Origin of the sequence: Streptomyces sp. QH1-20 (assembly GCF_041283565.1) — a bacterium.
Taxonomy (GTDB): Bacteria; Actinomycetota; Actinomycetes; order Streptomycetales; family Streptomycetaceae; genus Streptomyces; species Streptomyces syringius.
This window is the reverse complement of record NZ_CP166299.1, coordinates 2,302,941-2,320,719: the sequence shown is the minus strand read 5'-3', so window position 1 is coordinate 2,320,719 and position 17,779 is coordinate 2,302,941. Positions and strand designations below refer to the sequence as shown.

Here is a 17,779-nt window from a genome sequence, read left to right as displayed (position 1 = left end):
TACCGTGGACGGGTGGACAACAGGCAAGCAATCGGCTCGTGGCTCTCGGGTCCCCGCGCCGCCGCGGAGGAAATGGGCGTCGAATTCGGCTACCGGGGCGAAGGCCTCGGGCTGCCGGAGAAGGGGCCCGGGTCCGTCGCCCCGCTCGGGCGGCGTTTCGGGGCCATCTTCATCGACTGGGCACTGTGCATGCTCATCGCCTACGCGTTCCTCGCGGACGGCGAACCCCAGCGTGCGGGCAACTGGGCTGTGCTCATTTTCGTCCTGCTCAGCCTCCTCACCGTCGGTACGGTCGGCTGCACTCCCGGCAAGCGCCTGCTGGGCCTGCGGGTCGTCGCGGAGGACGGCGGGCGGCTCGGCCTGCCCCGGGTGCTGCTGCGCAGCGTTCTCCTTGCCATCGTAATCCCGGCGGTCATCTGGGACCGGGACACCCGCGGTCTGCACGACCGGCTCGCCCGAGCCGTCCAGGTGCGGATCTGAGCCCAGACCCCGGAAGGCAACGCAAAAGGGCGGGGACGGAACCGAAAAGTTCCGTCCCCGCCCTTTTGCGTTGTGAAGAGACCCTCAGCGGCCCTTCGGCATCCGCATGCCCTTCGGCATCGGACCCTTCGGGATGGGCATGTTGCTCATCAGGTCGCCCAGCGCCCGGAGGCGGTCGTTGACGACCGTCACCTGCGCGCCCGGCAGCACCCGCGGCAGCTTGAGCAGCGTGGTGCGCAGCTTCTTGAGCGGCACCTGGCCCTCGCCGTCGCCCACGACCACGTCGTGCACCGGCGTGTCCGCGACGATGCGCGCCATGCGCTTCTTCTCGGCCGCCAGCAGGGTCTTGACCCGGTTCGGGTTGCCTTCGCCGACGAGCACAATGCCCGCCTTGCCGACAGCCCGGTGGACGACGTCCTGGCTGCGGTTCATCGCCACCGCCGGAGTCGTCGACCAACCACGGCCGATGTTCTCCAGCACTGCCGCCGCCGCTCCCGGCTGGCCCTCCATCTGCCCGAAGGCAGCACGCTCGGCCCGTCGCCCGAAGACGATCGCCATCGCGAGGAAGGCCAGCAGGAAGCCCAGGATGCCGAGGTAGACCGGGTGGTCGATCAAGAAGCCGATGGCGAGGAGTACACCGAAGGTGACAATTCCCACAGCCGCGACGACAAGACCGACCTTCGAGTCGACCTTCTTGGTCATCTTGTAGGTCAGGGCGATCTGCTTCAGTCGCCCGGGGTTCTCGGATGTTTCCTTCCTCGCCATGTAGCGAAGTTTACGTGGCCTGCGGACCCGGGGCGGCCACGGCCTCCAGTACGTGCTGAGCCTCGCGTCGGTCCTTGGCCCGGCGGCGGTCCTCGAGCACCGCGGTCCAGGCGTTCCTGCGGGCGGTGCGCTGGCCCCCGCGCAGCAGCAGCCCTTCCAGGGCGCGCAGGGCGCCGGTGACGGACGGAGGCCGTACGGAGAGCGTGGCGGGAAGGGCGGAAGGCGGTGCGGAAGCGGCGCGTACGGTCGCGGCCTGCATTGGCGAAGTCCCCTCGGAAACGGAAGCGGGAATGAGGCGCGGGGGGCTGGGTGCTGCTGTGGGTGCTTCTATCGTTACGGAACGGTGTTACCAATGGATGACCTGTTGGTCAAACACCTATGAAACGTTGACGCGGCCCGCACCGCCCCGCGCTCTTGCGGGGGGTGCGGGCCGCGTTGTACGGCATGCCGGGGGAGGGCCGATACGGTCAGACGGCCTGCGCCGACGCCACGGTCTCGCGCCGCTCGATGGCCTGCTGGAAGAGCCGGCCGGCGCGGTAGGAGGAGCGGACCAGAGGCCCGGACATCACACCGGAGTAGCCGATCGCGTCGGCCTCGTCCTTCAGCTCCACGAACTCCTGCGGCTTCACCCAGCGCTCGACGGGGTGGTGCCGGGGGGAGGGGCGCAGGTACTGGGTGATGGTGATCAGCTCGCAGCCCGCCTCGTGCAGATCGCGCAGCGCCTCGCTGACCTCCTCACGGGTCTCGCCCATGCCCAGGATCAGATTGGACTTCGTCACCAGACCGGCCTCGCGGGCCTTGGTGATGACCTCCAGGGAACGCTCGTAGCGGAAGCCGGGGCGGATGCGCTTGAAGATCCGGGGCACCGTCTCGACGTTGTGGGCGAGCACCTCGGGGCGCGCGGAGAAGACCTCGGCCAGCTGCTCGGGCACCGCGTTGAAGTCGGGGATCAGCAGCTCGACCTTGGTGTGGCTGCCCTCGCGCTCCGCCGTCATCGCGTGGATCTGCCGCACGGTCTCCGCGTACAGCCAGGCGCCGCCGTCCTCGAGGTCGTCGCGTGCGACGCCGGTGATGGTGGCGTAGTTCAGGTCCATGGTGACGACGGACTCGCCCACGCGGCGCGGCTCGTCGAGGTCCAGGGCCTGCGGCTTGCCCGTGTCGATCTGGCAGAAGTCACAGCGCCGGGTGCACTGGTCACCGCCGATGAGGAAGGTGGCCTCGCGGTCCTCCCAGCATTCGTAGATGTTCGGACAGCCGGCCTCCTGGCACACGGTGTGCAGGCCCTCGCTCTTCACGAGGTTCTGCATCTTGGTGTACTCGGGGCCCATCTTCGCCCGGGTCTTGATCCACTCGGGCTTGCGCTCGATGGGGGTCTGGCTGTTCCGGACCTCCAGGCGCAGCATCTTGCGTCCGTCGGGTGCGACAGCGGACACGTCCGGCTCCCTACGACTTCGATTCTTCGGCGGACACCAGGGTACGCCCGTTAATTGTGCGTCTTTACGTGCAGACCAACCTGGGGAGACCGGGGACCATTCCCCGGACCGGTCCCAGCGGGTTCTCCGACCGCCGCTCCGGGCGGTCGTCGAGGGGGCCCGACCCCCGTCGTCACACCGCCCGCGGCAGGGGTTCCGCCGACTCCAGGATCTCCCGGAGGTGCTTCTCCACCACCGGCAGGACCTCGGCGACCGGCACCCGCCGGCCCAGCTCGTTGGAGAGCGAGGTCACGCCGGCGTCGCGGATGCCACAGGGCACGATCCGGTCGAACCAGGTGTTGTCGGGGTCACAGTTCAGCGAGAAGCCGTGCATCGTCACGCCCTTGGCGATGCGGATGCCGATCGCGGCGAGCTTGCGGTCCTCCCGGCGCTGGCCGGCGTTTGACGGGGCGTACTCCGGGCCGTTGAGCCGGGGGTCGAACTCCTCGTCCGTCAGCCGCGGGTCGAAGTCCAGGCTGAGGCCGCCGAGAGCCGGGCGGTCGGCCACCGGGTCGCCCAGCACCCACACCCCGCTGCGGCCCTCGATCCGGGTGGTCTCCAGACCGAAATCGGCACAGGTGCGGATCAGTGCCTCCTCCAGACGCCGGACGTGCGCGATGACGTCCACCGGGCGCGGCAGCTTCAGGATCGGGTAGCCGACGAGCTGACCCGGGCCGTGCCAAGTGATTTTTCCGCCACGATCGACATCGATCACAGGAGTGCCATCCAGGGGGCGCTCGCTGTCCTCCGTGCGCCGTCCCGCGGTGTAGACCGCCGGGTGCTCCAGCAGCAGGCAGGTGTCCGGGAGCTCGTCCGCGAAGCGGGCCGCGTGCACCCGTCGCTGCTCCTGCCAGGCCTCCTGGTACTCGACGGCGTCCGTTCCGAAGCCCAGGTGGACAAAGCGCAGCTCACTCACGGCAGCTCCTCTTCGAACCATTTCGAACCTTGCGTGGTCTGTCTCGGTGTTCCCGCGCCGTTTCCCGCGCCCCTGCAACTGTACGGCCGGGGTCCGACAAGCCTGCGGGCGGCCGACTCCGGGAGCGGTCCGGGCACCGCCAAGATCGACCCGGACGGCCCTCCGGGCGTATTTGATCTGTCCTCACACGATCGGATGAATGCGGGGCGAAGGTGGCGATCGGGGCGGCGGACGACGCTAAATTCACGCCGTTCCAGAGGGCGATAAGGGAGACCGGCAGGCTGATGACGGAACGACCCCCACAGCGCATCCCCAACCGTCAGCTCGCCGCGCTCATCGCGGAGGCCGGCTTCTCCAACGCGGGGCTCGCTCGTCGTGTCGATCAGTTAGGGCTGGAGCACGGCCTTGACCTGCGATACGACAAGACGTCCGTCACCCGGTGGCTGCGCGGGCAGCAGCCGCGCGGCACGACCCCGGCGCTGATCGCCGAGGTCTTCACGCGACGGCTCGGGCGACGGCTGTCCGCGCAGGATCTCGGACTCGACGCGTGTGCGCCGGTGTACGCCGGTCTGGAATTCGCCGCGTCCCCCGAAGAGGCCATTGACATCGTCAGCGGGCTCTGGCGCAAGGACTCCGGAAGCCACACCGAGCTCCGGAAGATCGCGTTCACCCCCGCCGGGCTGGTGGTGCCCAGCCGCGACTGGCTGATCGGGCGGGCGGACGAGCGCGTGGCCCGCGGCGGCCCGCCGCCCGCGGCGGACACCGGCCGGGTGCCCCTCCAGGCGCGGGGCGCCCCGCCCCGTCAGCGGAGCGCCGAGCGGGGGCCGGGCGGCCGGGTCTCGATGGGCGACATCGCGGCCCTGCGGTCGGTGGGCGAGCTGTTCCGCACCCTCGACCACGCCTACGGCGGCGGCCACGCCCGCCAGGCCCTCGTGCGCTATCTGGAGCACGAGGCCGAGCCGATGCTCCGCGGCACCTACGGGGAGGCCATCGGCCGGCGGCTGTTCGCGGCGGCCGCGGACCTCACCCGGCTCGCGGGCTGGACGTCGTACGACATCGCCGCCCACGGGCTGGCGCAGCGGTACTTCGTCCAGGCGCTGCGGCTGGCCCAGGCGGCGGGCGACCGGGCCTACGGCAGCTATGTGCTGGTCACCATGAGTCGGCAGGCGGTCTACCTGGGGCACGGGCGCGAGGCGGTGCAGCTCGCGCGGGTGGCGCAGCAGGGCGTGGGCTCCGGCGCGCCGCCCGTCGTCCAGTCGCTGCTGCACGCCGTGGAGGCGCGCGGGCACGGCGTGCTCGGCGAGGTGCGGGCGTGCTCGGCATCGCTCGCGCGGGCCGAGCGGGCGCTGGAGACATCCCGGCCGGGCGACGACGTGCCGTACTGGGCGCGCTTCTTCGACGAGGCGCAGCTCGCGGACGAATTCGCCCACTGCCACCGCGATCTCCAGCAGTACCGCGCGGCAGCGCAGCACGCGGAGCGCTCGCTCCAGCTGCGCAGCGCCTCCTACGCCCGCAGCAGGCTCTTCTGCAAGGTGGTGCTGGCCTCGGCCCGGCTCGGCCTCGGCGAGCTTGAGCAGGCGTGCGCGCTCGGAGTGGAGGCGGCGCAGCAGGGCGCCGAGATGCGCTCGGTCCGCGCGCTGGAGTACATCCGCGACTTCGAGCGGCGCCTGGAGCCGTACCGTGACGCGGCGCCGGCGCGGGCGTACCGGGAGAAGGTGGCGGCGCTGTAAGGGTCCCCGTGCGGCGGGCCTGGTTTGGCTGAGCTCAGCCAAACCAAGCCCGTCCGGCGCTTGAGGACGCGCCCGCAGGGCGCTCGCCGCCGCAGGCGGCACGACGGTCCGCAGGCGGCACGACAGTCCGTAACCGGCGATCCGCCGACCGGGCCTTAAGCCACCTGCAAGGTCTGCGCGTCGAAGTCCGACCGGATGCCGAAGTCGCGCAGCACCGCGTGGGCGGCGCGGCGGCCGGAGTGCAGCGCGCCCTGGACGGTGCTGGTGTCGCGGTGGTCGCCGCAGACGTACAGGCCGTCCAGGATCCGCACCGGGCGGCGTACGTCGTGCGGCGCGGGCATCGCCGGGACCGCGTCGGGGTCGTGGTGGGCGGCGAGGAGCCGCCAGCCCGTGGTGGACGTGCCGTAGACGCGGGCCAGCTGGGCGCGGGCCGCCCGGTCCAGCTCGGTCACGGGCATCCCGGCGGCCGCGCCGAGCACCGTCGAGGTGATCAGCGGCCGGCCGTCGGGGGCCCGTGAGGGGTCCACCTCGCTGGCGACGGTGGTGTGCGCGACCGGGCCCCGGCCGGTGGTCAGGATGAGCGACGCGTCGCGCAGCGGCGGTGCGTCGGCCGTGTGGTGCAGCACCGTCACGGGGTGGAAGCCGGGCAGCCGCAGGCCCGGGATCAGCTCGGCGGCGGCGCGGGCCCCGGTGGCCACGATCACCGAGCGGCAGCCGATCTCACCGTGCTCGGCCGTGCTGACGGAGGTGGTGCAGGCGGCCTTGGCATGGATGCCCGTCCGGACCGTGCCGGGCGGCAGGGCCGCCGCCAGCAGCTCCGGGACGCTGTCCGCGCCGCCCGCCGGCAGACACAGCCGGCCCCGCGCGTAGCCGCGCAGGACGAGGTCGGCGCAGCGGCTGGAAGTGGTCAGTTCCGGGTCGCACAGCAGGGACGTCAGCAAGGGGCGCAGAAAGCCCTCGACCGTGCGGGCCGGCAGGCCGCGGGTGGTGAGGGTGTCGGCGGTGGGCCGGTCGGGCCGGGCGAGCATCCGGTTGGTGGACAAGGTGGCCAGGCGGGCCAGCGCCGCGCCGAGCCGGGCCTGGTCGAGGCCTCCGCCGCGCGGTGCCCGGGCGGCCGTGGCGAAGGCCCGCGCGGTGGTGAACGCGCGCCGGGCACCACGGGGTTCACCGGTGCGCTGGATACGGCCTCCGCTGTGGACGAGCACACCGGGAGTGAAGGGGCGCAGGGCGAGCGCGCCGAGCCCGGGGGCCAGCAGTTCGGGGAAGGAGGTATTGAGCAATTGGCCCGTGCGGTCGAGCCGGAAGCCGTCGACCGTATCGGTCGTCATCCGGCCGCCCACGTACGGAGCGGCCTCCAGGACTGTGACGGTCACCCCGGCGCTGGTGAGCTGATGAGCCGCGGAGAGTCCGGCGAGGCCGGCTCCCACGATGACGACGTCAGCGTGCTGTGCGGTGTCGCGTGCGCTGCTGAGCACGTGCCCTCCCGGGATCGGTCCGCTCACTCGGGGGCCTGATGCCCTCAACGGGCGGCGGGGAAGCGCGAGTTTGCCTCGACCGTAGAGAGAAATTCGGTCAATAACAGTCGCGCACAAACAGGGCACGGTCGCACAGCGGTCGCACGGTGCACAGTCCGCGGCCCGGCTCCCTCTCCAGGAACCCGAAGCGCGCCCGGCTCACCCCGGTGGCCCGCGCCGGTGTTCCGCCAGGTACGGCCCAAGGAAGCGGTCCAAACGTCAGCGTGGAGCCGTCAGCGCCGCCCGTAGCGCCCCCTCGATGTCCGGGAAGGCGAAGGCGAAGCCGGAGTCCAACAGCCGCCGGGGCAGCACCCGCTGACTGGCCAGGACATCCGTGGACATCTCGCCCAGCGCCAGCTTCAGCGCGGGGGCGGGCACCGTGAACAGGGTCGGGCGGCGCAGGACGCGGCCCATGGCCGCCGTCACCTCGCGGTTGGTGACGGGATCCGGCGCGGTGAGATTGACGGGCCCCGACAACCCCGGGGTGTCCAGAAGGTGGCGCAGCGCGGCGATGTGGTCCCGCAGGGCGATGAAGCTCCAGTACTGGCGGCCGCTGCCCAGTCGTCCCCCGAGGCCCAGCTTGAAGAGCGGGAAGAGCCGGCCCCACGCGCCGCCGCCCTGGGCCACGACCAGTCCGGTGCGGGCGAACACGGTCCGTACGCCCGCCTCCACGGCCGGGCCGGCCGCCGCCTCCCACTCCTGGCAGAGGTCCGCGAGGAAGCCGTGGCCGGGGGCCGTGGACTCGTCGACGGCCCGGTCGCCGGTGTCCCCGTAGATACCGACCGCGCTGCCACTGATCAGCACGCGCGGTGGGGTGGGGAGGGCGGCGACGGCCTCGGCGAGCGTGGCGGTGCCCAGCACCCGGCTGTCGTGGAGCTCCCGCTTGTAGGCAGCGGTCCAGCGGTGGTCGCCGACGCCCGCGCCCGCCAGGTGCACCACGGCCTCGCACCCGGTGAGGCCCCCGGTGTCGACCCGGCCGCCCTTCGGGTCCCAGGTGACCTCGCCCTCCCGCTGTGGCGGCCTGCGGACGAGTCGCAGCACCTGGTGGCCGTCCGCCTCCAGGGAGCGCAGGAGTGCCGTGCCGATGAGCCCGGTCGAGCCGGTGATCGCGATCCGCATGCCGCCCATCCTGCACGGAATTCCGAACGGGGGGTGGGTGCCCGGCCGGGTGCGTGGCACAGTGATCGCATGCCCGAGCCGGTCATCCGCCCCGCCACCCACGCCGATGACGAGGAACTCGCCGAGCTGGACCGGCGCGCCTGGTCGCCGCTGCACGCCGTCCAGCCGCGACCCCGGCCGCCGTACGAGCCGTTCTTCGACGCCCGGCATCCGCCCGAGCACATCCTCGTGGCGGCCGTGTCCGCCGGCCCCGGGCTCGTCGGCTATATCCGGCTCGCCCCCGCGACCCGGCTGGTCTGCAACGCCCACGTCCGCCAGATCCAGGGACTGGTCGTGGACGACCGCTTCCGGGGGCGGGGGATAGCGCGCGCCATGCTGCGGGCGGCGTGCGCGGAGGCGCGGCGGCAGCGGGCGCGCCGCGTCACGCTGCGGGTGCTCGGGCACAACGCGCCCGCCCGCGCGCTCTACGCCTCGGAGGGGTTCACCGTGGAGGGCGTGCTGCCGGGCGAGTTCCTGCTGGAGGGGGCGTACGTGGACGACGTCCTGATGGGCCGCGCGCTGTGACGGGTGGCTCCGGCGACGAGAACGCCGTCCCGCAGCGTCCGCTCACTTGATCCGCCGGACACGGCCTACGCCCTGAACCGGTCCCACAACCTGGGGAACCGTTCCTCCAGGACCGCCTCGTCCTCCAGGTCGAACGGTGACCCCATCGGCTCGGCCGGGGGGCTCGGCAGCCCGAGGTCCGGGGTCTGTGCCCCCGTCAGCTGCTCGTACGCCTCGTCCGCCGCGTAGCCCAGGTCCTCCGCGTCGCCGTCCACCTCGTCGTCGAACTCGTCGAGGAGTTCGGCGAGGTTGTCCGGATCGTGCACCGCGCCCTCGAAGACCTCGCGGCCCTGGCCGATGAGCCAGCAGCGGAAATAGTCGAACGCGTCATCGCTCGCGCCGTTCAGCAGCACGGCGGCCGCGCCCCACAGATCCCAGAGGTACGCACGGTTGTAGCGCGCCTCGAAGTGCCGGGCGAAGTCCACCACGCGGTCGGGGTCGAGCTGCACCAGCCGCTCGACCAGCAGGTCGGCCTGATCCTCGGCGTCACCGCCGGCGGCCTCGCGCGTGCTGTCGACCAGCTCCCAGAACTCCGTCTCGTCCATCACGCCACCAGCATCGGGCCTGGCACCGGGCGGCGCACGCGGAGCGGAGCGGATGCGGCCGTGTCGTTACGTCCGGCTCGTACGACCTCGGCCGTGCCACGGGTGGCAGGGGAGACCCGGGAGGACACGGGAGGGGACACCGGAGGAAACGCCGGGAAATCAGGACGGAAGGTGTCGGGTATCGCTGACAGGGTCGTCCTGACGGAGAACGGCGGAACGAGAGGACCGAGAAACGTGCAGTCGCAGAGTGCGCAGACCGGAGAGCTGACGGGCCGGATCGTGCTCGTCGCGGGCGCGACGCGGGGAGCGGGCCGGGCGATGGCCGTGGAGCTGGGCAGGGCGGGCGCCACCGTCTATGTGACCGGCCGCAGCACCCGGGCGCGGCGCAGCGAGGTGGACCGGCCGGAGACCATCGAGGAGACCGCCGAGCTGGTGACGGCGGCGGGCGGCACCGGCATCGCCGTACCCACCGACCATCTGGACCGTGAGGCGGTGAAGGCGCTCGTCGGGCGGATCGACGCGGAGCAGGGGCGGCTGGACGTACTGGTCAACGACGTCTGGGGCGGCGACCACCTGATCGAGTTCGACACCAAGGTGTGGGACGTGGATCTGGAGAAGGGGCTGCGGATGCTGCGGCTCTCCGTCGAGACGCACGCCATCACCAGCCACTACGCGCTGCCGCTGCTGATCCGCCGGCCCGGGGGACTGGCGATCGAGGTGACCGACGGGACGGCGGAGTTCAATAAGACCTACCGCGGCAATCTCTTCTACGACCTCGCCAAGAACGCCCCGATCCGGATGGCGTACGGCCTCGCGCAGGAGCTGAAGGAGCACGGCTGCACCGCCGTCTCGATCACTCCGGGCTTTCTGCGCTCGGAGCAGATGCTCGACCACTTCGGGGTCACCGAGGCCACCTGGCGGGACGCGATCGAGAAGGTCCCGCACTTCGGCATCGCGGAGTCCCCGGTGTTCATCGGCCGGGCCGTCGCCGCGCTCGCCGCGGACCCGGACAAGGCGCGCTGGAACGGCGCCTCCCTCTCCAGCGGCGAGCTGGCCAAGGTCTACGACTTCGACGACGCGGACGGCTCCCGTCCGGACTGCTTCGCGTACTTCAAGGACGTCGTCCTGGGTGGGAAGGAAGCGAGCGAGGAGGACTACCGCTAGGGCCTGTCCGGCGGATCTTCGTGGAACAGCGAGCGGCGCTGGGGGCACCTCCCGGCGGTAGCTGGGGGAGCGTGCGCTCGCACGGCGGAGGATCGCCCTCGTACCGGGCGTACTCGGGCGACTTCTCCCGACGCGGCGAGCGCGAGTGCCGGGCGTCGGGAGCCTGCGAAGATCCGCCGGACAGGCCCTGGGGCGGCCGGAGACCGCCGGGGGTCACCCGTACAGCTCCGCGCTCCTCGCCGCCGCCTCCGTGAAGCGGGCGCGCAGCTCCGGCGGCCCCAGCACCTCCCCCTCCGGGCCGAGGGCGAGCAACTGCTCGTACGCCACGTCGAGGCTCTCGACGGGCAGGGTGACGGTGACCCGCCCCTGCCCGTCCGGGGCGGCTGCCTCGGTGAGGGCCTCCCGTGCTGCCGTACGGTCCGTTGCCCACGGCAGCCGTCGGGCGCCCTCGGGGGTGAGGCGCAGCTCCACCCGCTCGCGCAGCAGGGACCGGGTGAACTGCGCCGCCCGTTCGTCCCAGAAGGCGGGCAGATCGAAGTCGTCCGCGCGCAGGAATCGCTTCTCGCCGACGGCGACCGCCGTGAAGCGGTCCACCCGGTAGACGCGGTGGTCGCCGTCCGCCCGGGCTGCCAGGTACCAGACGCCTGCCTTCAGGACGAGCCCGTACGGCTCCAGCTCCCGCTCCACCTCGGTGTCCGAGCGGAGGTAGCGGGCGGTGATCCAGCGGTCGTCCCACACGGCGTCCGCGATCGCGGGCAGCAGCTCGGGGGGTTCGGCGGGCTGCCACCAGGTGGGGGCGTCGAGGTGGAAACGCTGGGCCGCGCTCGTGGGGGCGTCGCTCAGCTCGGGCAGCAGGGCCGCCGAGACCTTGAGGCGGGCGGCGGAGGCGGCGTCCGCCAGGCCCATCTCGCGCAGCGCGGACGGCACCCCGGACAGGAACAGGGCTTCGGCTTCGGTGCGGCCGAGGCCGGTGAGGCGGGTGCGGTAGCCGCCGATGAGGCGGTAGCCACCGGTCCGGCCGCGGTCGGCGTAGACCGGGACACCGGCTTCCGAGAGGGCCGACACGTCCCGCGCGACCGTGCGCTCCGAGACCTCCAACTGCCGCGCCAGCTCGGCACCCGTCATCGAGGGCCGGGACTGGAGCAGCAACACCATCTTGATCAGCCGGGCCGCTCGCATGAGGACATCATGACGGTCGGTACGGACAGTGAGGACAGGACCCGTGCGCCGGCCAGGGCAACGGATGACGTACGGGTTCCTGTCCTCACCCTTGAGCTGCGCCGTGTCACAGGACAGGGCGGCATGGCGCAGCTCAGTTCAGGGGGTGGGGTGATGCGTCCCGCGGAGACGATACGCCCCTGATCGATGATCGATCAATGCCGGATGCAGGAAAGTTTTCGACGGGCGTGCGGGCGGGCCCGCAAAAGGGCCGGAAAAAGCCGCTCAGACCCGGGGCGCGCAGCTCAGCACATGGGTCCGCAGCAGCTCGCCGATCCGGGGATCGCGCCGCCGGAACGCCGCGACGATCTCCGCGTGGTCCTCGGCGTGCGCGCGCGGCTCCGGGCTCAGCCAGCGGATCGACAGCGTGGTCCACACCTCGATGCCCAGCGACTCCCAGGTGTGCAGCAGGACGGAGTTCCCCGCGGCCTTGACGATCTCGCGGTGGAAGGCCACCGTGTGCCGCACCTGCGCCTCGCCGTCGCCGGTCCGGTCCGCCTCGTACAGCGCGGCCACCTCCGGCTCCAGGGCCGAGACGTCCTCGGCCAGCACGGGGGCGGCCAGCTCGGCGGCCACCTGCTCCAGGCCCGCCCGCACCGGATAGCTCTCCCGCAGATCGGCGGCGGTCAGATCACGGACCCGGACGCCCTTGTTGGGCGCCGACTCGATCAGCCGCAGCGATTCCAGCTCGCGCAGCGCCTCACGCACCGGCGTCTGGCTCACCAGCAGCTCCGCCGCGATCCGGCGCTCGACGATCCGCTCACCCGGCTGCCAGCGCCCGCTGACGATCCCTTCGAGGATGTGCTCGCGGATCTGGTCGCGCAGCGAATGGACGACGGGTGGGGCCATGGGTGACGTGCTCCTCGGGCGGACGAGCGGTGGCTCGTAGCCCCATTATCGCGGCAGTTCGGGCAGGCAGGGGGCGTGAGGGGCCAGTGATGGACATGGAGAAGGGCGCGGCCCCGGCTCGTACGGATACGAAGACCGGGGCCGCGCCCTCAAGGCAGACGCCTCACGAGACTCAGAGACCGATCTCGGCCTCGAACTCGGCAGCCTCCAGGAGCTGCTTGACCGTGGTCAGGTAGCGGGCGGCGTCGGCGCCGTCCACCAGACGGTGGTCGTAGGAGAGCGCCAGGTACGTCATGTCGCGGATCGCGATGGTCTCGCCGAGCTCCGGGTGGTTGATGACCACCGGGCGCTTGACGGTCGCACCGATACCGAGGATGCCGACCTGGTTCGGGGGCACGATGACCGTGTCGAACAGCGCACCGCGCGAGCCGGTGTTGCTGATCGTGAAGGTCGCGCCCGACATGTCGTCCGGGCTGATCTTGTTGGTGCGGACCTTGCCGGCCAGCTCCGCCGTCTTCCGGGCGATACCCGCGATGTTGAGGTCGCCGGCACCCTTGATGACCGGGGTCATCAGGCCCTTCTCGGCGTCCACCGCGATGCCGATGTTCTCGACGTCGTGGTACGTGATCGTGCCCTCGTCGTCGTTGATCCGGGCGTTGACGACCGGGTGGGCCTTCAGCGCCTGGACGGCGGCCTTGACGAAGAACGGCATCGGGGACAGCTTGACGCCCTCACGGGCGGCGAAGGCGTCCTTGGCCTTGTTGCGCATCCGCATGATCTTGGTGATGTCCACCTCGACCACGGAGGTCAGCTGAGCCTGACCGTGCAGCGCCTTCATCATGTTCTCGCCGATGACCTTGCGCATGCGGGTCATCTTGACCGTCTGACCGCGCAGCGGCGACGCCTCGACGGCGGGGGCCTTCGGCGCGGCGGCAGCTGCGGCCGGCGCCGGGGCGGCGGCGGCCTGCTTGGCGGCCTCGGCGGCGGCGACGACGTCCTGCTTGCGGATGCGGCCACCGACGCCGGTGCCCTGGACCGTCGCCAGGTTGACACCGTTCTCGGCGGCGAGCTTGCGCACCAGCGGCGTGACGTACGCGCCGTCGGCCTCGGCACCGGAGACCGGGGCGGCCGGAGCAGCCGGGGTGACCGGGGCGGCGGGTGCGGCCGGCGCCTGGGCGGCGGCGGGCGCGGCGGCCTGGACCGGAGCAGCCGGGGCTGCGGCGGGGGCGGCCGGAGCCGGAGCGGGGGCCGGGGCGGCCGGAGCCGGGGTGGGCTCGGGCTGCGCGACCGGAGCCGGCGCCGGAGCCTCGGCCGGAGCGGCCGGGGCGGGGGCAGCGGCGGCGGCCGGAGCGGCACCCGCGACACCGATGACGGCGAGCTTGGCGCCGACCTCGGCGGTCTCGTCCTCACCGACGACGATCTCGAGCAGGGTGCCCGCGACCGGAGCCGGGATCTCGGTGTCGACCTTGTCGGTGGAGACCTCGAGCAGCGGCTCGTCGACGTCGACGCTGTCGCCGACCTCCTTGAGCCAACGGGTGACGGTGCCCTCGGTGACGGACTCGCCCAGCGCGGGGAGCACGACCGGGGTGCCCTCGGCACCGCCGGCGGGAGCCGCCGGAGCGGCCGGAGCCTCCTCGGCGGGCGCGGCCGGAGCCGGGACCTCGGCGACGGGCGCCGGGGAGGACTCGACCTGGGCGGCCGGGGCCTCGGCGGCGGCCGGGGCCGGCTCGCTCGGGGCGCCGGAGCCGTCGTCGATGATGGCCAGCTCGGCGCCGACCTCGACCGTCTCGTCCTCGGCGACCTTGATGGAGGCCAGGATGCCGGACGCGGGGGCCGGGATCTCGGTGTCGACCTTGTCGGTGGAGACCTCGAGCAGCGGCTCGTCGACCTCCACTCGCTCACCCTCGGCCTTGAGCCAACGGGTGACGGTGCCCTCGGACACGCTCTCGCCGAGCGCCGGCAGGGTTACGGAAACCGCCATGGTTGCGGTTGCTCCTTACGAATAGTGCGGATGGTCTAGCGCCCGGACTTAGTCGTGCGAGTGCAGCGGCTTGCCGGCCAGGGCCAGGTGGGCCTCGCCAAGGGCCTCGTTCTGCGTCGGGTGCGCGTGGATGAGCTGCGCGACCTCGGCCGGCAGCGCCTCCCAGTTGTAGACCAGCTGGGCTTCGCCGACCTGCTCACCCATACGGTCGCCGACCATGTGGACGCCGACGACAGCACCGTCCTTGACCTGGACGAGCTTGATCTCGCCCGCGGTCTTGAGGATCTTGCTCTTGCCGTTGCCCGCGAGGTTGTACTTCAGGGCGACGACCTTGTCCGCGCCGTAGATCTCCTTGGCCTTGGCCTCGGTGATACCCACGGAGGCGACCTCGGGGTGGCAGTACGTCACCCGGGGCACGCCGTCGTAGTCGATCGGCACGGTCTTGAGACCAGCCAGTCGCTCCGCTACCAGGATGCCCTCGGCGAAGCCGACGTGCGCGAGCTGGAGCGTCGGGACGAGGTCACCGACGGCCGAGATGGTCGGCACGTTGGTCTGCATGTACTCGTCGACCAGGACGTAGCCGCGGTCCATCGCGACGCCCTGCTCCTCGTAGCCCAGGCCCTGCGAGACCGGGCCGCGGCCGATGGCGACGAGCAGGATCTCGGCCTCGAACTCCTTGCCGTTGGCCAGGGTGACCTTGACGCCGTCGGCGGTGTACTCGGCCTTCTCGAAGAAGGCGCCGAGCGAGAAGTTGATGCCGCGCTTGCGGAAGGCGCGCTCGAGCAGCTTGGAGCTGTTCTCGTCCTCGACCGGGACGAGGTGCTTCAGGCCCTCGACGATGGTCACGTCGGTGCCGAAGGACTTCCACGCGGAGGCGAACTCGACGCCGATGACGCCGCCGCCCAGCACGATCGCGGACTTCGGCACACGGTCCAGGACCAGGGCGTGGTCCGAGGAGATGATGCGGTTGCCGTCGATCTCCAGGCCCGGCAGCGACTTCGGCGTGGAGCCGGTCGCCAGCAGCACGTGGCGGCCCTGGACGCGCTGGCCGTTCACGTCGACGGAGGTCGGGGACGACAGACGGCCCTCGCCCTCGATGTAGGTCACCTTGCGGGAGGCGACCAGGCCCTGCAGGCCCTTGTACAGGCCGGCGATCACGTCGTCCTTGTACTTGTGGACGCCCGCGATGTCGATGCCCTCGAAGGTGGCCTTGACACCGAACTGCGCGGCTTCACGAGCCTGGTCCGCGATCTCACCGGCGTGCAGCAGCGCCTTGGTGGGGATGCAGCCGTTGTGCAGGCAGGTGCCGCCAAGCTTGTTCTTCTCGATCAGGGCGACGTCCAGACCCAGCTGCGCTCCGCGCAGGGCAGCGGCGTAACCGCCGCTACCGCCTCCGAGGATCACTAGGTCGAAAACGGTGCTGGCGTCGTTCGCCACGTCACGTCCTCCATGCATGGAATACGCCGGAGCCGGTCGTCGATGACCGGGCGGCGGCTGTTGTTCGGCCGCTTTTGCTTCGGCCCTGGGTCAATGGGGCCCTGTCCTGCCGAGACAACATCTTCGCACTTGTTGACGGACGGCGGGACGCCGGGCCGGGCTGTGGGGCGACGGATGCGTCACCTTCACGGGTTACTCGCGCGTACGAGTGTGTGGATTTCGTTAAGGGCGAACGAACGCCCGGCGACCCCGAGCGGAACGCGCCCGGGGTCGCACGGGTGTGCGAATGGTTCAGCCGAGGTCGCCCGCGGCGGTGCGCTCCGCGAGCCGGACCAGGGTGCGCACCGAGGATCCGGTGCCGCCCTTGGGGGTGTAGCCGTACGGGGCGCTCTCGTGGTAGGCGGGGCCCGCGATGTCCAGGTGGGCCCAGGTGATGCCCTCGCCCACGAACTCCTTCAGGAAGAGGCCCGCCACCAGGCCGCCGCCCATCCGCTCGCCCATGTTGGCGATGTCGGCGACGGGGGTGTCCATGCCCTTGCGCAGCTCGGCGGGGAGCGGCATCGGCCACGCCTGCTCGCCGACCTCCTCGGCGATCTCGTACAGCGACGTGCGGAACGCGTCGTCGTTCGCCATGACGCCGAACGTGCGGTTGCCGAGCGCGAGCATCATGGCACCCGTCAGGGTGGCGACGTCCACGATCGCGTCGGGGTTCTCCTCCGAGGCCCGGGCGAGGGCGTCGGCCAGGACAAGCCGGCCCTCGGCGTCGGTGTTGAGTACCTCGACGGTCTTACCGCTGTACATCTTCAGCACATCACCCGGGCGGGTGGCGTTGCCGGACGGCATGTTCTCCGCGAGGGCCAGCCAGCCGGTGACGTTGACCTCGATGCCGAGCTTCGCGGCGGCCACGACCGTGGCGAAGACGGCGGCGGCGCCGGCCATGTCGCACTTCATGGTCTCGTTGTGGCCGGCCGGCTTCAGGGAGATGCCGCCCGAGTCGTAGGTGATGCCCTTGCCGACCAGGGCGATGGTCTTCTTCGCCTTGGCGTGGGTGTAGGCGACCCGCACCAGGCGGGGCGGGTTGAGGGAACCCTGGCCGACGCCCATCAGGCCGCCGTAGCCGCCCTTGAGCAGCGCCTTCTCGTCCAGGACCTCGACCTTGAGGCCGTGCTCCTTGGCGGCGGCCTGGACGGCCGCGGCGAAGGACTTCGGGTGCAGGTCGTTGGGCGCCCTGTTGACCAGGTCGCGGGCGCGGTTGACCTCTTCGGCCACGGCGACGGCGCGCTCGGCGGCGGCCTTGGCCGCCTTGTCGCGGGGCTTGGCCCCGAGGACCGTCACCTCGGCGAGCGGCGCGCTCTTGTCGGCGGCCTTGGCGTCGCCCTTCTTGGCGGAGCCGTTGCCCTCGGCGCGGTAGGCGTCGAAGACGTACGCGCCGAGCAGCGCGCCCTCCGCGACGGCCGAGACGGCCTCCGCGTCCTCGACCGGCAGGGCGAACGCGGCCTTCTTCGTGCCCGACAGCGCGCGGGCCGCGACACCGGCGGCGCGGCGCAGCGCCTCCTCGTCGTAGCCTTCGCCCTTCGCGGGGACGTCACCGAGGCCGACCGCCAGCACGAGGGGGGCCTTGAGACCGGACGGAGCGGGGAGCTTGGTCACTTCGCCCTCGCCGCCCGCGGCGCCGAGGGTCTCCAGAACGGCGGCCAGCTTCCCGTCGAACGCCTTGTCGACGGCTTCGGCGCCGGGCGCGACGACGGGACCCTTCGGGCCCTTCGCCACACCGACGACGACGGCGTCCGCGCGCAGCGTCGCCGCACTGGAAGTGCTGAGAGTCAGAGCAGTCACGGTGGTTGGGTCCCTACTTCCGTTGAGTTTTGACGGCCGGGGGGTGTGCGGCCGCACCCTGCGCATCGTATGCGGCACGCCCGCGCCGCCGGGGTGCGGGCCAGCCGGGCACGCGCGAGCGTATCCCCGCCGGGCCGCGAGGGGTTCGCC

At 71.9% G+C, this 17,779-nt stretch carries 16 protein-coding genes; 4 read left to right on the top strand and 12 right to left on the bottom strand.

Annotation, left to right across the window (positions count from 1 at the left end; translation table 11 throughout):
- Positions 1 to 12 precede the first annotated feature (12 nt).
- Positions 13 to 480 carry an RDD family protein gene (locus AB8O64_RS10345; RefSeq protein WP_356457338.1) on the top strand — a complete coding sequence of 156 codons (468 nt, stop codon included), beginning with the start codon at positions 13 to 15 and terminating at the stop codon, positions 478 to 480.
- A gap of 84 nt (positions 481 to 564) precedes the next feature.
- Here AB8O64_RS10345 and AB8O64_RS10340 read toward each other — a convergent pair whose 3' ends face one another.
- From AB8O64_RS10340 to lipB, 4 genes are all read right to left on the bottom strand, one after another.
- Positions 565 to 1,245 (bottom strand): DUF4191 domain-containing protein, encoded by a 681-nt coding sequence (locus AB8O64_RS10340; protein WP_356457336.1) that lies wholly within the window; start codon positions 1,243 to 1,245, stop codon positions 565 to 567.
- Between the two features lie 10 nt (positions 1,246 to 1,255).
- Positions 1,256 to 1,504, bottom strand: coding sequence for a hypothetical protein (locus AB8O64_RS10335; RefSeq protein ID WP_130877415.1), 249 nt, complete (start codon positions 1,502 to 1,504; stop codon positions 1,256 to 1,258).
- A 208-nt stretch (positions 1,505 to 1,712) separates the two neighbouring features.
- The gene (lipA, locus tag AB8O64_RS10330) at positions 1,713 to 2,678 is read right to left on the bottom strand and encodes a lipoyl synthase (protein WP_370418861.1); all 966 of its coding nucleotides are present in this window, start codon (positions 2,676 to 2,678) and stop codon (positions 1,713 to 1,715) included.
- Positions 2,679 to 2,850: 172 nt separating this feature from the next.
- On the bottom strand, positions 2,851 to 3,633 hold the full coding sequence (gene lipB / locus AB8O64_RS10325; RefSeq protein WP_370418860.1) for a lipoyl(octanoyl) transferase LipB: 783 nt from the start codon (positions 3,631 to 3,633) through the stop codon (positions 2,851 to 2,853).
- 284 nt (positions 3,634 to 3,917) lie between these two features.
- Between lipB and AB8O64_RS10320 the strand changes: the two genes are divergently transcribed.
- On the top strand, positions 3,918 to 5,363 hold the full coding sequence (locus tag AB8O64_RS10320) for a regulator (RefSeq protein ID WP_356457330.1): 1,446 nt from the start codon (positions 3,918 to 3,920) through the stop codon (positions 5,361 to 5,363).
- 155 nt (positions 5,364 to 5,518) lie between these two features.
- Here AB8O64_RS10320 and AB8O64_RS10315 read toward each other — a convergent pair whose 3' ends face one another.
- Both AB8O64_RS10315 and AB8O64_RS10310 read right to left on the bottom strand, forming a co-directional pair.
- Positions 5,519 to 6,838 (bottom strand): NAD(P)/FAD-dependent oxidoreductase, encoded by a 1,320-nt coding sequence (locus tag AB8O64_RS10315; RefSeq protein ID WP_370418859.1) that lies wholly within the window; start codon positions 6,836 to 6,838, stop codon positions 5,519 to 5,521.
- 258 nt (positions 6,839 to 7,096) lie between these two features.
- A complete protein-coding gene (locus AB8O64_RS10310; RefSeq protein ID WP_370418858.1) occupies positions 7,097 to 7,996 on the bottom strand; it encodes a TIGR01777 family oxidoreductase in 900 nt (299 codons plus the stop codon).
- A 69-nt stretch (positions 7,997 to 8,065) separates the two neighbouring features.
- Between AB8O64_RS10310 and AB8O64_RS10305 the strand changes: the two genes are divergently transcribed.
- A complete protein-coding gene (locus AB8O64_RS10305) occupies positions 8,066 to 8,560 on the top strand; it encodes an N-acetyltransferase family protein (protein WP_370418857.1) in 495 nt (164 codons plus the stop codon).
- 65 nt (positions 8,561 to 8,625) lie between these two features.
- Here the strand turns inward: AB8O64_RS10305 and AB8O64_RS10300 are convergent, their stop codons facing one another.
- Complete coding sequence (locus AB8O64_RS10300; RefSeq protein WP_356449776.1) at positions 8,626 to 9,144, bottom strand: DUF4240 domain-containing protein; 519 nt, start codon at positions 9,142 to 9,144, stop codon at positions 8,626 to 8,628.
- A gap of 234 nt (positions 9,145 to 9,378) precedes the next feature.
- Between AB8O64_RS10300 and AB8O64_RS10295 the strand changes: the two genes are divergently transcribed.
- Positions 9,379 to 10,308, top strand: a complete 930-nt coding sequence (locus AB8O64_RS10295) for an SDR family oxidoreductase (protein ID WP_370418856.1) — start codon at positions 9,379 to 9,381, stop codon at positions 10,306 to 10,308.
- 213 nt (positions 10,309 to 10,521) lie between these two features.
- On the opposite strand, the gene AB8O64_RS10290 is transcribed toward AB8O64_RS10295, so the two are convergent.
- The 5 genes from AB8O64_RS10290 to AB8O64_RS10270 all read right to left on the bottom strand — a co-directional run bounded on the left by AB8O64_RS10290 (position 10,522) and on the right by AB8O64_RS10270 (position 17,629).
- Positions 10,522 to 11,487, bottom strand: coding sequence for a helix-turn-helix transcriptional regulator (locus AB8O64_RS10290; RefSeq protein WP_370418855.1), 966 nt, complete (start codon positions 11,485 to 11,487; stop codon positions 10,522 to 10,524).
- Between the two features lie 264 nt (positions 11,488 to 11,751).
- Positions 11,752 to 12,375 (bottom strand): GntR family transcriptional regulator, encoded by a 624-nt coding sequence (locus AB8O64_RS10285; protein WP_356449466.1) that lies wholly within the window; start codon positions 12,373 to 12,375, stop codon positions 11,752 to 11,754.
- A gap of 172 nt (positions 12,376 to 12,547) precedes the next feature.
- Positions 12,548 to 14,356: a 2-oxoglutarate dehydrogenase, E2 component, dihydrolipoamide succinyltransferase gene (sucB, locus tag AB8O64_RS10280; protein ID WP_370418854.1), complete on the bottom strand. Its 1,809-nt coding sequence runs from the start codon at positions 14,354 to 14,356 to the stop codon at positions 12,548 to 12,550.
- Between the two features lie 48 nt (positions 14,357 to 14,404).
- Positions 14,405 to 15,793: a dihydrolipoyl dehydrogenase gene (lpdA, locus tag AB8O64_RS10275; protein ID WP_362216454.1), complete on the bottom strand. Its 1,389-nt coding sequence runs from the start codon at positions 15,791 to 15,793 to the stop codon at positions 14,405 to 14,407.
- Between the two features lie 291 nt (positions 15,794 to 16,084).
- Entirely contained in the window at positions 16,085 to 17,629 is a 1,545-nt protein-coding gene (locus AB8O64_RS10270) for a leucyl aminopeptidase (RefSeq protein ID WP_370418853.1), read from the bottom strand.
- Positions 17,630 to 17,779: the final 150 nt, after the last annotated feature.

Excerpts from the sequence above, each read along its gene's own strand:
- AB8O64_RS10340 (WP_356457336.1), bottom strand. The coding sequence starts at position 1,245 with ATGGCGAGGAAGGAAACATCCGAGAACCCCGGGCGACTGAAGCAGATC.
- AB8O64_RS10335 (WP_130877415.1), bottom strand. The coding sequence starts at position 1,504 with ATGCAGGCCGCGACCGTACGCGCCGCTTCCGCACCGCCTTCCGCCCTT.
- AB8O64_RS10320 (WP_356457330.1), top strand. The coding sequence starts at position 3,918 with ATGACGGAACGACCCCCACAGCGCATCCCCAACCGTCAGCTCGCCGCG.
- AB8O64_RS10310 (WP_370418858.1), bottom strand. The coding sequence starts at position 7,996 with ATGCGGATCGCGATCACCGGCTCGACCGGGCTCATCGGCACGGCACTC.
- AB8O64_RS10305 (WP_370418857.1), top strand. The coding sequence starts at position 8,066 with ATGCCCGAGCCGGTCATCCGCCCCGCCACCCACGCCGATGACGAGGAA.
- AB8O64_RS10300 (WP_356449776.1), bottom strand. The coding sequence starts at position 9,144 with ATGGACGAGACGGAGTTCTGGGAGCTGGTCGACAGCACGCGCGAGGCC.
- AB8O64_RS10290 (WP_370418855.1), bottom strand. The coding sequence starts at position 11,487 with ATGCGAGCGGCCCGGCTGATCAAGATGGTGTTGCTGCTCCAGTCCCGG.
- AB8O64_RS10285 (WP_356449466.1), bottom strand. The coding sequence starts at position 12,375 with ATGGCCCCACCCGTCGTCCATTCGCTGCGCGACCAGATCCGCGAGCAC.
- sucB (WP_370418854.1), bottom strand. The coding sequence starts at position 14,356 with ATGGCGGTTTCCGTAACCCTGCCGGCGCTCGGCGAGAGCGTGTCCGAG.